Raw genomic sequence first — 13,156 nt, 5'->3', positions numbered from 1 at the left:
GCTGAACATCATGAACCCTGTGATCTCAGTTCGAAAATCAAATTTAGATAGCCAGATATTCATCAGGTAATAGCTTAAAGGAAGGCCTATACAAATAGCAATCAACACCATTTTTACAAAGTTCCAGCTCAGCAAATTAACAATGCCTACATGACTTGCACCTAGTACTTTTCTAATACCAATCTCCTTAGTCCGCAACTCTGCACTATAGGCCGAAAGCCCAAGCAACCCCAAACAAGATATAAAAATAGACAACCCGCCAAACAAATTAGAAAGTATAGAAAGCACACGTTCCCTTTCAAACTTCTCCTGATAAAGGCTGTCCACAAATTCCAGATCCACCGGATAAACGGGGTTCATCTCTTTCGTGATCTTAGTGATGGTTACCAAAGCTTCTTTGGTACTTCTTGCACTGWTCAAACGCATCGTAATCACGTTTGGCAAAAAGGGTCCCCATGCCACTACCATAGGCATTTCCTTTTTGGTAGGATCAGCCCAGATGATATCTTCAAACACACCAATTACAGTCCTTCGTATTCCTTCATAGAGCACCTTTTTACCAATGGGCTGTTGCAGGTTCATAGCTTTAACCGCACTGGAATTCAGCATAATTGCAGAACTATCTGAAGCAATATCTTTGCTAAAATCACGCCCTATGACCATTTTTACGCCTGTAGTATTGCTGAAATCATTTGTGGTAATGATCTGGTTAAATCTCAGGGATTTATCTGCAGGTAGCATGCCCTCCCATTCGAGCCCGCTGGTCACAGAGTTTTGCGTAGAGATGCTCGCAGTGGTTTTACACATAGAAAGCACTGCCCCAGATTGTACCAAACGGTTTTTAAGCGCATCATAATTTTGGAACAACATCCCCTCCATTGGCATTTCTACCAGCGAGGTACTGTTGTAGCCCATTGGCCTGTTTCTGAGGTACTGAAGTTGATTATAAACCACAATTGTACCGGTGATAAGCAGAACCGCAAAACTGAATTGAACTACAACAAGGGCTTTTCTCAAAGTCACCGAAGATCCATTCTGCCTGATCAATCCCTTTACAGTATCAACGGGTTGAAAAGCGGATAAATAAAAAGCCGGGTAGCTGCCCGACAAAAGTGCTGTAATGAAAACAACAACACAGAGATAGAGCCAGTTTGTAAAGCCTAAGGATTGCAGGGTAAGGTTCACATGTAACAAGTTATTGAACAGTGGCAAGCTGATCTCAACAATTGTAATTGCTAAAATGAAACTAAATGATACCATCAGAATGGCTTCCAGCAAAAACTGATGAATCAATGAGCCCCTTCCAGCTCCCATTGCCTTTTTAATGCCCACTTCTTTTGCACGTTTACCAGCCTTTGCCGTAGCAAGGTTCATGAAATTGATGCAGGCAATGATCAGGATTCCGATGGCCAGACCAATAAAGATGCGTACTTGCCCAATCTTTCCGTCCGCTGGTTTCCCGTTTATAAAGTCTCCGTATAGATTGCTTTTAAGTAATGGATAAATGAAGATTGAGGTAACTTCTTTATTGCTGTGTTGGTTTAAGAAATTGCTAATGTTCTTATTAAAATCATCGACATTAACCCCTGGGTTTAACTTTAGTAATGTGTAAAAAGAATAATTATCCCATTGCATGGCCTTGGGAAAAATACCCACATTTTCATTGGTCGATACCAGACTCTCAAACCTGTAGCTCATGTTTTCCGGCAGGTCTTCTATAATCCCCGTTACAGTAAGATTCGCAAAATTCATGAATTTGAGAGATTTGCCGATGGCAGAGGTATTAGGGAAAAGCCTTTTTGCCGTATTGCTGGTAAGGATAACGGAATTAGGTTTTGAAAAAGCAGTTTCTGCGCTGCCGCTGATGAATTTATAACTCAATATTTTAAGAATATCCGGCTCAGCTATGCGGTTATCTACTTTCACGCTGGTTGTACCGTTGACTAGTAAGGTTTGACTTGGCCAGGTTATAAATGCCGCTGCTTTCACTCCTGCTAATTCTGATCTCATGGCCAAAGGGAGCGCATTTGGAGAAACACCAGTGGTACCAAATACCTTACCCGTTGCATCCAGAAAATTGGTTTTCACTTCATAGATGTTTTCGGCATCTTTATATTGAGTGTTAAACTTCCACTCATTAGCCACATAAAGCAACAATAACAGAGATGCGGCCAAACCAATAGCCAATCCTCCGAGATTAATTAATGTAAAACCCTTATTTTTCCAAAGGTTCCTCCAGGCAATTTTTAAACTAAGCTTATCCATGCACTGCAATATACCAAGCCAATGCCAAATTTAAACAAGCTCATTTAAAGAACAATAAAGCAAATTATAGATTCCAGGATGTACGGTAGTGAACAGCAGGTGTTCAATTCTGAACGAGAGACTATCCTTAGAAATTACTTATTAAACAAAAGCAGCAAGAACGGCAAGTATGTACTTAGCCTTACTCTTAATATACGCAAGGCATTTTTAACATGGCTACGTACACTTTGCTCAGATATGTTTAACCTTTCGGCGATCTCTGCATGAGTCAAATTTTCTTTCCTGCTCAACTCAAACACTTCGCGCATCCTTGTGGGTAAATTCGCAATCTCTTTGTCAATTATCGATGTCAGGATTTTTTCTCTTACCCGATGATCTGTTTGCGATGGATAACTCTCAATAAAAGACTGAAAATGACTAATGTACTGCTCGGCTGTAGAGCTTCTGTCAATAGTATCAATAATCTTATACCTAACCGCCTTAAATAGGTACGAGGATAGCTCTCCTTTTATATCCAAAGTGGTCTTTTTCTCCCACAAACTCAGAAAAATCTCATGAATAATATCTTTTACCTGCTCTCTATCCTTAAGTTTCCTATAAGCATGCACATAGAGCAATCCTTTATACTTGTTGTACAAAGTTTCAAAGGCCTGCTGATTCCCGAATTTCATTTCTAGTAAAAGGCTAGCATCATTGTTATGCTCTACAATCATTTTAACAGTAAAGTTTAATGTTTAGATAGCGGTTACACCATAGAAGTATATCCAGAGAGGTATTCGACAAATAAAATTCTAAAGTAATTAATATATTCACAACTACATTTAATATTTATCAAAAACTAAAACAAAATCGGCAATTAATAACTTAAGATAAATGACAAACTAGTTAATTATGGCATTTATAGATTACTACAAAACCCTGGGACTAGAAAAAAGTGCTACGCAGGACGATATTAAAAAAGCCTATAGAAAATTGGCCAGAAAATATCATCCCGATCTAAACCCTAACGACAAAGATGCCAATAGGTTGTTTCAGCAAATAAATGAGGCTAATGAGGCGCTGAGCGATCCCGAAAAGCGCAAGAAATACGATGAATACGGGGAACATTGGAAAAATGCCGATCAGTTTGAACAGGCAAAACAATCGCAGCAACAAAACCAAAATGCATACTCCGGTGCAGGTTATCAGGGCGGCGGTTTTAGCGGTGCTGATTTTGGTGGCGAAGGATTTAGCGGTGGCGGAGATTTCTCTGATTTCTTTGAATCTTTGTTTGGCAATGCGGGAGCACAGTCAAAACGCGGAAGCCGTAAATTCAAAGGGCAGGATTACCAGGCAGAGATTAGCATATCGCTTCGCGATGCCTACAACACACACAAGCAAACGCTGGCAGTAAACGGCAAAAACCTAAGGATAACCATTCCGGCGGGGATAGCGAATGGGCAAGTAATTAAATTAGCTGGTCAGGGTGCACCTGGTGCAAATGGTGGCCCTAACGGGGATTTGTACATCACATTTAATATTGGCGACGATCTGCACTTTAAAAGACTTAACAACGATTTGTATACCACCACAGAAATAGACCTTTATACTGCCGTTCTGGGAGGCGATGTAACGGTTACTACATTTGACAGTAAAGTAAAGCTTAAAGTGGCCCCTGGAACGCAAGGCGGAACTAAGGTGCGACTAAAAGGGAAAGGTTTTCCGGTATATAAAAAAGATGGAGAGTTTGGAAACCTCTTTGTAACGTATACAGTTAAGATACCAACCGAGCTTACAGAGAAACAGAAAGAGCTTTTTAATGAACTAAAAAACCTGGGGTAAGGCATTTAAATTAAATTAATCATGGAAACAGAATTAATAACAATAACAGAATATTGCTTTAAGTATGATATTGAACCGGAGTTTATTATATCCCTTGAAGACTCAGGAATCATTTCATTAATGAGGGTTGAATCAGAAAAGTACATACATATCAGACAATTTGGTGAACTGGATAAGTACATCCATCTGCATTACGATTTGCAAATCAATATCGAGGGAATAGATGCGATTAGACATTTGCTAGAAAAAGTAGATGCTATGCAACAGGAAATTCAGGAGCTTAAAAACCGGTTGCATGTACACCAGTAAGGAGGTTCATCATCCTCCTGGTAAAACACCCGTCATACTCTTATTAAAGCTATCTTCATCCTGAAATAAATTCAGGATGACGAGCATTTTGAAGTCCCTAATTCTCAAACACCACCGTTTTATTCTTATAAACAAACACCCTATCACTCAACACCAGCCTCATGGCCTTTGCCAGAACCGCGGTTTCAATCTCTTTTCCTGACCTTACCATATCCTTAGCAGTAAACGAATGATTTACCGGAATAATCTGCTGGGCAATTATTGGCCCTTCATCCAAATCATTTGTTACAAAATGAGCTGTAGCACCAATCAGCTTCACTCCTCTTTCAAAAGCTTGCTTATACGGATTTGCCCCGGCAAAAGCAGGTAAAAAAGAATGGTGTATGTTAATTATCCTATCGGCAAAACTAGCCACAAAACGCGGCGATAGAATTCGCATAAACTTAGCCAGAATCACATAATCAGGACTATACGCATTTATCTGATCAATCATTTCCTCCTCCGGATCATTCACCCCATCAGCATAAGAAATCAAAGAAAAAGGAACATCAAAGCGCTCGCAAATCTTTTTCAGTATATCATGATTGCCAATAACCCCAACCACAGTGGCTCCCAAAGTACCAAAGTTATTGCGTACCAAAATATCGGCAAGGCAATGATATTCTTTAGTGACCATTACCACAATCCTTTTCTCGGCAACAGGATTAACATGAATAAGTGCGCCGGCAGGTAAAATCTTGCACATAGCTTCTGTAAGTAAATCCTCATCAGAATGCCCATCAACCTCCAAACGCATAAAAAACATACTTTCGGCCTTATCAACATGTTCCCTCATAGAAACAATATTTAGTTTTGCTGCAGATAATATCTGCGAAATATCGGCAACCAGCCCTATCTGATCTTTACACTGTATTATTATTATCATCGATTGTTAAAATAGGAAAGCAAGATAATAATATTTCTTACAAGCGTGAACCTACTCTGCCGATCTAAAGTATTTTGAGTCTGCAAGGTATTTCAATATAGAATCAGGGTCTTTATCCTTTACCTCGTTAACGGTAAACTCCTGCAAATGCCCCAGCTCCAGTAAAGAACCGCAGCCAGTTTTAATAAACAAGTCCTTTAATTGCTCATTCTTTTCGATATGATAAGAATTAAAGGTCGAAAGTTTATCTATCTCGAGGTATATTTTATCCGCTTTCTGCAGCCCTGCAAGCTTTTCCAGCTTGATCCCTTCGGGAGTCCCGTTATTGGTTAAAAATAAAAAAGTATGGATAACCAGCCTGTCGCCATGTAGTTCAACCTGCAGGTATCCTGCCTTTTTATCAGAAAGATAAAACTCAATCAGGCTCCTATCGTAATCCTTATGATGCTTAATTTCCGGATTCATAAAGGTCATAAACACAATAGAATGCATAATACCGGGTGTAATATTTATCCTCTCCTGCAACCTTTTCAGGGCATGCGTTTGTATATAAACATCAAGCGGCACATCTAGCCCGGCAACCCTAAAGCCAAGTGCCGATGGTTTAACTTTAGCAAAAATCCAATTCAGTTCCTCATCAACCCAGCCCAAACGAATCATCGAATGGTTCTCTCCGTTAATAAGCATCGACAATAATATCCTGCACCAGGGTGCCCATCATTTCCTGAATACTTAAATAAGCCTCGGTATCCGGAAAATAATCTTTAAACTCTTCTTTAAGGAGCGCTGCATGAGGAAAATAGTTAGCAGGAACCACATGCAGGAAATGAATAAGCAGCAATCCTTCAGAAAGAAGCATACTAAACAACACCCGCTCACCATTGTTTAAATTAATATATTGATCTTCCAGAAAAGCACTGAGCAGCTTATTAGCCTTTATAACTGTCGATTTAGAAACATCAGAGTCCGGACTTGCCTTTATTTTTAATGCCGGATACCTGGTGGCATACATATGCGCAAGAATTCGCTCGGGGAATTTCTCAAAATATCCCGGTCCAACAAGCGCATTGCAAAGTAGTTCCATACGCTCAATAAATCTTTTCTGATGCATTAATGCCTGTTTAGCTGCATCTGGATTTGAACTACCGTTCCCTTTTTTCTTCTTCTGTTTGCTCATACTTAACTATTGCGATGATCAATTTCTACTAAAATATATAACATGAGTTATAAATGGTAATTTTTAATGTAAACCATTGTTAAATAGCACTTAAACTTCACAATGCGTTAACATTGCAATGATATTTTTGTTAAAAGCAAAAGTACTATGAACTCTGTATTTAATTTTTTTAGTCCTAAAGACAAAACATTTCAACCCATGTTTGAGCAGGCAGGCAACAACCTTGTGCAAATTGCCAAAACGCTTGTTCTTGCAGTAAACACTCCTGATCAGGAAGACAGAAAAGTACACATTAAAGAAATTGCAAGATTGGAACAAGTAGGCGACGATGTTACACATCACATCCTTTTGGGCTTAAGTAAAATATTTATCACCCCGTTTGACCGGGAAGATATACATGCCCTGGCAAGTTCTCTGGATGATATTGCCGATTATATTTATGCAGCAGCCATGAATATGGACTTATACAATCTAAAAAACATAAGCAAGCCAATGATAGAACTGGCCGAACTGCTTTTAGAGATGTGCAAGGATTTAAATATCGCCATAGCTGAACTTAGGAACTTTAAAAACACCAGGCTTATTGCTGAGATATGTATTAAGATTAATAAGGGAGAAAGCACAGCAGATCATATTTGCAATACCGCAGTAGGCAATTTATTTGACCACCAAGCTGATGCTATTGAATTGATTAAACAGAAAGAGGTACTGCAAAGTATGGAAATCGCTTCTGATAAATGCGATGACCTTGCGAACGTATTGGAAACTATTCTTATAAAGAATGCATAATCGTATTAATTAATGAGGGGTTAACACGATCGTGTTAACCCCTCATTAATTACTTACCTTTTACTTACTAAACTTGTTTCTGAAATCATCCTTTGCACCGCCTTTAAATACATTTTTGCCTTGCATAAAGTTACCGCTGTAAAACTGCAACCCTGGCTCTTGAGTATAGATATCCATGATCACACCAGATTTATCACCTTTTACAGTGGCAGCATGGATCATACCTAATCCTTTAGTGCCATTTAACACATAGTTATGATCATAACCTTTACCTGCCTTTAACTGATCGTTAGCTTCTTCAATACGTTTGCCAATAGTTGTAGCAGTTGTAAAATCAAATGGTGTACCTTTTACAGTTACATTTTTACCAAGAGGGATTAAAGTAGTGTCAACCGGAGTATAAAGGTCAGCAAAGATTTGAAGATCGTGGTTTAAAATATCGCCACTACCCTCTCCGTTCAGGTTAAAGAAAGCATGATTGGTTAGGTTAACCACAGTTTTCTTATCTGTAGTAGCCTCATAATCCATTTTCAATTCATTATCATCGTTAAGGCTGTAAGTAACTTTTACTTTCAGGTTTCCAGGGTAACCTTCTTCCATGTCTTTAGACAAGTAAGTAAGTACCAAAGTTTGCGAATCAGGCATTACTGCATCCCAAACTACCGCCTGGAATCCTTTTTTACCACCATGTAAAGTATTTTGTCCGTTGTTAAGCGCCAAAGTATATTGTTTACCATCTAAGCTAAATTTGCCTTTAGCAATCCTGTTACCATAGCGGCCAATTGTAGCACCAAAATAAGGCTCAGTAGAATTCGCAAATCCATCAACACTATCAAACCCTACTACAACATCTACAAGTTTACCATCTTTATCTGGCACAAGCAAACTAACCAGTCTGCCACCATAATTAGTAAAGGCGGCCTGTACATTGTTTTTATTTTTAAGCACATACAGATTGGTTTTTTTACCATCTATTTCCTTTTGGAATTTTGTACTATCCAATTGAACAGTTGCAGCGGTACTATCGGCCTGCGCTACATTCGAATCAACTTTTTTTGGTTCATTACATGCTGTAATTGCAAGTAAAAATATTGCAGCTAAGCCTGGTTTTAATGTTTGCTTCATTTAATATTTGGTTTTAGTTATAATGTGTTGTGTTAATTTCAATAAGCCTAAATTAATGTATTATTTTAAAAGCGCCTTCATAAGTGCAGTATTTTTCAATTAATTCTATCTTTTATACATCATTAGATGAATTCTTTTAAAAGATATAGCAAATGATTTGTAACAGAACAAACCCAGTTTCACTAATAATTGTAATAAAACAAACATTATTTGTTAATTCCACTAAAATTGTTTGTATTGAAATTCGGCCAGAGAAACCAGGATCAGGTTTCGGGAATCCTTTGGGTGTTTAACAGGTATGTGACTGGTGTACACACATATGAAACCCCGGTTTAGCTCCTGTGAGGTTTGGGTGTCAGACCAGTGGCTAATACTCCTCAATTGATGTTAAAAACTTCCAATTGATTACCCAAAAATCGGATGAGTTTTGGCTTGGTTTTAGGTTGAGAAAGTAAGCGTTTTGCGGCTTATAATATAGTCAGTTTTTGCTACACTCTGAGACCGACATTGTTCGTACCTCGTTCGACCAGAGCCGAACATGTAGCGAACCAGAGTGGCACCAGGTTCGAAGCGTTTGAACTAATCAAAAAAAAGGCAAAAAGGTTGAATGTCCGGGCCAAAATTTTACTATGCTTGCATTGTATTTACCGGTTTATTTAAAGGCCTTTAACTTCTTCAAAGCTTCCTCTGCTCTGCTTTTCACTTCACCTTCATTAAAACTGATCAGATTAACATTAACAAAATCATTGCAGTCGTACAAATAATCGAGTGAGTAATCTCTCACATCAAGATAGAGCGTATCTAAAACCTTCCCAATTTTCTCATCAAACTTTCCCGACAACCAATACTCATCCTGAGCCCTAATTTGGACAAATACACTTTCAAATTCAGGAACCTCAATTTTTTCGGAACATAACAATGAAAGCAGATATAAATACTTTTTCAGGTGTATTTTGTCTGATAACTTTATATTAGTGGCTATAACACATTTACCCGACAGAATCAGGAAATTCCAGTTTTAAACTCTGTTGCATAATGGTGTAGAAATTTGCTATCTGTAGTTGAGGTACAAATAATTTGTAACATCTTATTTCCTGCAGCTTATCAGGATTCAATCTTTTTCTCGTTCATGTTCTTAAGGATGAATTTTTAGGCAAAGCATGGCCATTACGAAGAGTTAATTCGTTTTTTAATGCTGTTTTGTTAACTTTCTTGTTGCTTTAAAACAGTAGTCATCCTGAACTCGTTTCAGGACCCCGCACTAGAAAAACTCAATCAGAATGATCGAGAATAAGCGAGTAAAGAATTGCGATACGTATTTCCATATTTAATAATCATGGCTGATATTATATGAAACTTTGAAGGAGGTAGTTAGGGATTTGCTTTATTAATGCAAAAAGCGCGGTACCCAACATATCCGCTAGACTAGGTACTGGTATACCCATAACAACGAATAGTGTGCCCACGCATTTTACACGTGAGTACATTTCACCTATCCCTCTGTTTTTATTTTAAAATTACCAGTTTTTGTCTAACAAAGCACTCGGTGCTAAATGCTCCAACTATTTTGAAGATTTCGCAAAAATATAATATTAGTCCGTTACATACATATCTTGTTTCGACTAACATATATAGGTTTGATTCAAACAAACAAATTAGGACGACAGATTTTTTATATTCACCTACTAATTGTTGTTGGTGGTATTACCTCCAATTGTTTTTCAATAAATTCCTTTATCAACATAATGGTAGTTCTCCAATAAAATTCAAGATGTTTAAATATAGTTTCTGTAGGAAAATTTTCGATTGCTAACGTTAATATCGTCTGGTTTTCTATAGGTGTTAATGTAAATCTTAGGATTGAATAGTTTTGAGGTATGTCCACAAGTCTCGATACAGAGCTAAAATGACTATATTCAAGAACGCTGTTTATGTCATACTGTAAAACGATCCCCTTATTTTCAAACTTTATATGATGAAATCCACTAATAAGAATTGGACCATTAATTTGCCAATCGGTATGAACTTCTATTTCCATTTCCGGCTCTCCCATCCATTGCCTCATTAACATGGGTTGGGTTAAAGTTCCCCATACTATTGCCGGAGAGGCGTTTATTGTAATTGTATTTTCAATTCGATTAGTCATGGTAACTTATTTGTGTTTCAACAATGTTTCTATCGTGCTTTATCAACATAAATCATTGCCTCGTCCATTCCTTTTGCGTAGTTGTTTACGGAGTAAGTAATTGGTATATCTGGCCTCAGAGGCCCATCATATCCCTTCCAGGTTTCCCAGTACCTGGTAGAATAGCCAATAACAATTTTGGTATGAGGTAGCCTAAAACCCCTTACTTCTCCATAATGATTTACGCTCCCACTAGTTGCCTCTCCCAACAAGATTGCTTTAGTGCCCCGCTTAAGCGCTACTGCATTCATTAATGCCGATGAGAAGGTTCGCTTTCCAATGAGTACATAAAACTTCCCCTTAGTGTTTAAATGGCTTTGCTCAATACGTTCAATAAAAGGGGTTAAAATACCCGAATTACCGCCACCATTATCACGCAGATCAATAACAAGGCGTTTAGGCTTATTTTTAATGATCGCAGCAAAGAGTTCATCGTTAAAGGCAGAAAATGGGTATCCCTCTTGCTCCTGGCATTTGTTGTAATTGAAATACAACGTACCAGTTCTCATAGTTGTACCAGTAATTTCCTTTTTTCTTTTTGGAAAGCAGCATGTTTTTCGCTTCTACCAACGGCAAATTATCGACGTTTGCGCCAGCCACAGATTTAATGACTCGTTGAATCTTTTTACCATTTAGATCGGTGAAATCAAATGTAGTCTCATCTGAATTGCTGGTAATCTGTAAACCTTTCAAAATAAGAGGATTATTAATGAAACGCAAAAAACCTGTGTCAAAGAATGAAGGATTTTCACTTTGTATGATCTCTTTGAAACGACTCATCACCTCATTAATGGCATGTCCATTCACCGCAGTTAGCTGGCAAAGTAGCACGTCAGCATTGGCTGTGTCTGTTGCTGTTACATATATTCCTTCAATAAACTTGTTAAACCTAATAGGTACAACTTTGGTAAAAACCGGTTCTATATGGGTGTGTTCATCGCGAATAGCAACAGTGAGTTTGAAAAGTTCAGTAGTAAATTTCTCATTATCGGAATCTGTTAACCGGGATTTAATTGAAGCTATGTTTTTATCAAAATCTTCTTTACTGATCTTGGCAAACAGATTGATGTGCCGCTTAGACAGCGTATCTTTTAAATATTGCAGATCTTGAAAATAATCGGCTTTTGATAATTGCTGACAAAAACTTAAACCACTTTGAAGTAGTATAACGCAAAGGAGAATTGTTAATCTGATCATGATTGTTTATTTCATTGTATACACCAACAAGACATCTAAAATATTATAATGTTGCATAATGAATATGAAAATTATCCGAGATCTAAAGCATCTCTATTGGTTTTCCATCTACTTTATTATCACTAAAGTCCACACCTATTACACGTTCAAAAAGAAAGCGTTTCTTATTACTATGAAATGCCGGATACTCTTTATTTGTTTGAATTTTATTGCCTGTAAAAACAAGTCCATCCACAGACTTTGCATATAAAATAGGCTGATCGAAGGTATCAAACTGGTTATTCAGTATCCTTATCCCCGAGTGAAAATATTTCTTTTGATTGGTAAGATCGGGGATTTCTGGATAAATGGAGATTATGGCAGAGGTAAACTGGTACATACTGGTCAAGGCATTTACAAACTTATTATCGCGAATAGTAATGTCTCTGCACGATCCTGTTTCATACCAAGTGTAGGTTTTGGCGTACTGAACAGTGCACCTCTTGCTCTGTTGTTGCGAATGGTATTGCCCGTAAAAACAACTGACGGTGTCCATGATAAGTTTTCAATTCCAATATCCTGTTTGGAAGGATCAATTACAGGATCCAGCGCTTTGGTAAATTCAATTTTAAATTCCTTAATCGGATCAGTGCTATTGCGCAATATTGGCTTAATGGCCGCAATAGTATTCTTTGCATTCCATAGTTCCATGGTTTTAGACTGTATGAACTGCACTGTATCCTGTATGTTTCCCCAATCAAAACCATAAGATTGCTCATGCATGTAATTAGCAATTACCGTATGATCATCTAGTTTCTTTGTTATTTTAAGATAGGTTCCGTGGATATTAATTGCGTCGTCCATCATACCCTCGTACAAACCATTTTTAGAGATGATTTCTCCTTTGCATCCCGAAAAATGCGTTGCATCGGCCTGTGTAGTGAAATATCGCGGGTCATTTTTCCCTCTCAGGCAAACGCCAAAACCATCCATATAGATGTTTTCTGTAAGCTGTGCCAAAAGCCCCATTCCCTCTGCATAATGTACCTTTACATTTTCAAAACTGATATTTTTGCCTTTGTGAACAAAAATACCGGGTGCAGGGCGATGCCAGCTCCTCATGGCTATTACCGTTCCGGAAATCAGTTTCTTATTCTTCCAGTGGTACGCTTTGATTTTACCTGGCGAAACCTCACTTACACTCTTGGTACCTACTCTAATATCACCACTATTGAAAATAATATGTTTAGTGCCGTTTTCGAAGGCAATGCCTGATGTTGGCTGCATTTCCCATCCTTCTCCTGTGTTGTAAAAGGTGCTGTCTTTTAATTTATATTTCACCCATGGTGCAGTTTCAAATACAATATTGCCTGCTGTGGTATCA

At 38.0% G+C, this 13,156-nt stretch carries 15 protein-coding genes; 3 read left to right on the top strand and 12 right to left on the bottom strand.

The window, feature by feature from the left end; translation table 11 throughout:
- Both AC1DDX_RS21330 and AC1DDX_RS21325 read right to left on the bottom strand, forming a co-directional pair.
- The coding region (locus AC1DDX_RS21330) for an ABC transporter permease (RefSeq protein WP_477622560.1) at positions 1 to 2,265 on the bottom strand (2,265 nt) is incomplete at its 3' end.
- Positions 2,266 to 2,399: 134 nt separating this feature from the next.
- Complete coding sequence (locus tag AC1DDX_RS21325; protein WP_337718222.1) at positions 2,400 to 2,978, bottom strand: RNA polymerase sigma factor; 579 nt, start codon at positions 2,976 to 2,978, stop codon at positions 2,400 to 2,402.
- 178 nt (positions 2,979 to 3,156) lie between these two features.
- Here AC1DDX_RS21325 and AC1DDX_RS21320 point away from each other — a divergent pair, with 178 nt between their 5' ends.
- Together AC1DDX_RS21320 and AC1DDX_RS21315 are read left to right on the top strand one after the other, a co-directional pair.
- Entirely contained in the window at positions 3,157 to 4,086 is a 930-nt protein-coding gene (locus AC1DDX_RS21320) for a J domain-containing protein (RefSeq protein WP_337718218.1), read from the top strand.
- Between the two features lie 21 nt (positions 4,087 to 4,107).
- Complete coding sequence (locus tag AC1DDX_RS21315) at positions 4,108 to 4,395, top strand: chaperone modulator CbpM (RefSeq protein ID WP_337718216.1); 288 nt, start codon at positions 4,108 to 4,110, stop codon at positions 4,393 to 4,395.
- 97 nt (positions 4,396 to 4,492) lie between these two features.
- Here AC1DDX_RS21315 and purU read toward each other — a convergent pair whose 3' ends face one another.
- From purU to AC1DDX_RS21300, 3 genes are read right to left on the bottom strand one after another with little or no spacing between them, the layout of a single operon-like run.
- Positions 4,493 to 5,320, bottom strand: coding sequence for a formyltetrahydrofolate deformylase (gene purU / locus AC1DDX_RS21310; RefSeq protein WP_337718213.1), 828 nt, complete (start codon positions 5,318 to 5,320; stop codon positions 4,493 to 4,495).
- 51 nt (positions 5,321 to 5,371) lie between these two features.
- Positions 5,372 to 6,007: a hypothetical protein gene (locus tag AC1DDX_RS21305; protein WP_477622559.1), complete on the bottom strand. Its 636-nt coding sequence runs from the start codon at positions 6,005 to 6,007 to the stop codon at positions 5,372 to 5,374.
- Complete coding sequence (locus AC1DDX_RS21300; protein WP_477622558.1) at positions 5,997 to 6,497, bottom strand: hypothetical protein; 501 nt, start codon at positions 6,495 to 6,497, stop codon at positions 5,997 to 5,999. Before AC1DDX_RS21300 ends, AC1DDX_RS21305 begins: the two co-directional genes overlap by 11 nt.
- A 147-nt stretch (positions 6,498 to 6,644) precedes the next feature.
- Between AC1DDX_RS21300 and AC1DDX_RS21295 the strand changes: the two genes are divergently transcribed.
- Entirely contained in the window at positions 6,645 to 7,286 is a 642-nt protein-coding gene (locus AC1DDX_RS21295) for a DUF47 domain-containing protein (RefSeq protein ID WP_172660267.1), read from the top strand.
- A gap of 60 nt (positions 7,287 to 7,346) precedes the next feature.
- Here the strand turns inward: AC1DDX_RS21295 and AC1DDX_RS21290 are convergent, their stop codons facing one another.
- The 7 genes from AC1DDX_RS21290 to AC1DDX_RS21260 all read right to left on the bottom strand — a co-directional run.
- Entirely contained in the window at positions 7,347 to 8,411 is a 1,065-nt protein-coding gene (locus AC1DDX_RS21290) for an aldose epimerase family protein (RefSeq protein WP_477622557.1), read from the bottom strand.
- Between the two features lie 652 nt (positions 8,412 to 9,063).
- The gene (locus AC1DDX_RS21285) at positions 9,064 to 9,357 is read right to left on the bottom strand and encodes a colicin immunity domain-containing protein (protein WP_394367890.1); all 294 of its coding nucleotides are present in this window, start codon (positions 9,355 to 9,357) and stop codon (positions 9,064 to 9,066) included.
- A gap of 732 nt (positions 9,358 to 10,089) precedes the next feature.
- The gene (locus tag AC1DDX_RS21280) at positions 10,090 to 10,557 is read right to left on the bottom strand and encodes an SRPBCC family protein (protein ID WP_288883289.1); all 468 of its coding nucleotides are present in this window, start codon (positions 10,555 to 10,557) and stop codon (positions 10,090 to 10,092) included.
- A gap of 29 nt (positions 10,558 to 10,586) precedes the next feature.
- The gene (locus tag AC1DDX_RS21275; protein ID WP_477622556.1) at positions 10,587 to 11,105 is read right to left on the bottom strand and encodes a S41 family peptidase; all 519 of its coding nucleotides are present in this window, start codon (positions 11,103 to 11,105) and stop codon (positions 10,587 to 10,589) included.
- The gene (locus AC1DDX_RS21270; protein ID WP_477622555.1) at positions 11,032 to 11,793 is read right to left on the bottom strand and encodes a hypothetical protein; all 762 of its coding nucleotides are present in this window, start codon (positions 11,791 to 11,793) and stop codon (positions 11,032 to 11,034) included. The genes AC1DDX_RS21275 and AC1DDX_RS21270 overlap by 74 nt, the downstream gene beginning before the upstream one ends.
- An 82-nt stretch (positions 11,794 to 11,875) precedes the next feature.
- Positions 11,876 to 12,172, bottom strand: coding sequence for a hypothetical protein (locus AC1DDX_RS21265; RefSeq protein ID WP_477622554.1), 297 nt, complete (start codon positions 12,170 to 12,172; stop codon positions 11,876 to 11,878).
- A 14-nt stretch (positions 12,173 to 12,186) separates the two neighbouring features.
- Positions 12,187 to 13,156: alpha-1,3-galactosidase-related protein (locus tag AC1DDX_RS21260; RefSeq protein WP_477622553.1), on the bottom strand; the 970-nt coding region annotated here is incomplete at its 5' end.

Source organism: Pedobacter sp. 10L46_2, from assembly GCF_056395165.1.
Note: the sequence above shows the minus strand (reverse complement) of the source record. Positions and strands in the feature narration are given on the sequence as shown.

What these genes read in the sequence shown, in the direction of transcription:
- AC1DDX_RS21325 (WP_337718222.1), bottom strand. Translation starts at nt 2,978, where the DNA reads ATGATTGTAGAGCATAACAATGATGCTAGCCTTTTACTAGAAATGAAA.
- AC1DDX_RS21320 (WP_337718218.1), top strand. Translation starts at nt 3,157, where the DNA reads ATGGCATTTATAGATTACTACAAAACCCTGGGACTAGAAAAAAGTGCT.
- AC1DDX_RS21315 (WP_337718216.1), top strand. Translation starts at nt 4,108, where the DNA reads ATGGAAACAGAATTAATAACAATAACAGAATATTGCTTTAAGTATGAT.
- purU (WP_337718213.1), bottom strand. Translation starts at nt 5,320, where the DNA reads ATGATAATAATAATACAGTGTAAAGATCAGATAGGGCTGGTTGCCGAT.
- AC1DDX_RS21305 (WP_477622559.1), bottom strand. Translation starts at nt 6,007, where the DNA reads ATGCTTATTAACGGAGAGAACCATTCGATGATTCGTTTGGGCTGGGTT.
- AC1DDX_RS21300 (WP_477622558.1), bottom strand. Translation starts at nt 6,497, where the DNA reads ATGAGCAAACAGAAGAAGAAAAAAGGGAACGGTAGTTCAAATCCAGAT.
- AC1DDX_RS21295 (WP_172660267.1), top strand. Translation starts at nt 6,645, where the DNA reads ATGAACTCTGTATTTAATTTTTTTAGTCCTAAAGACAAAACATTTCAA.
- AC1DDX_RS21290 (WP_477622557.1), bottom strand. Translation starts at nt 8,411, where the DNA reads ATGAAGCAAACATTAAAACCAGGCTTAGCTGCAATATTTTTACTTGCA.
- AC1DDX_RS21280 (WP_288883289.1), bottom strand. Translation starts at nt 10,557, where the DNA reads ATGACTAATCGAATTGAAAATACAATTACAATAAACGCCTCTCCGGCA.
- AC1DDX_RS21275 (WP_477622556.1), bottom strand. Translation starts at nt 11,105, where the DNA reads ATGAGAACTGGTACGTTGTATTTCAATTACAACAAATGCCAGGAGCAA.
- AC1DDX_RS21270 (WP_477622555.1), bottom strand. Translation starts at nt 11,793, where the DNA reads ATGATCAGATTAACAATTCTCCTTTGCGTTATACTACTTCAAAGTGGT.
- AC1DDX_RS21265 (WP_477622554.1), bottom strand. Translation starts at nt 12,172, where the DNA reads ATGTACCAGTTTACCTCTGCCATAATCTCCATTTATCCAGAAATCCCC.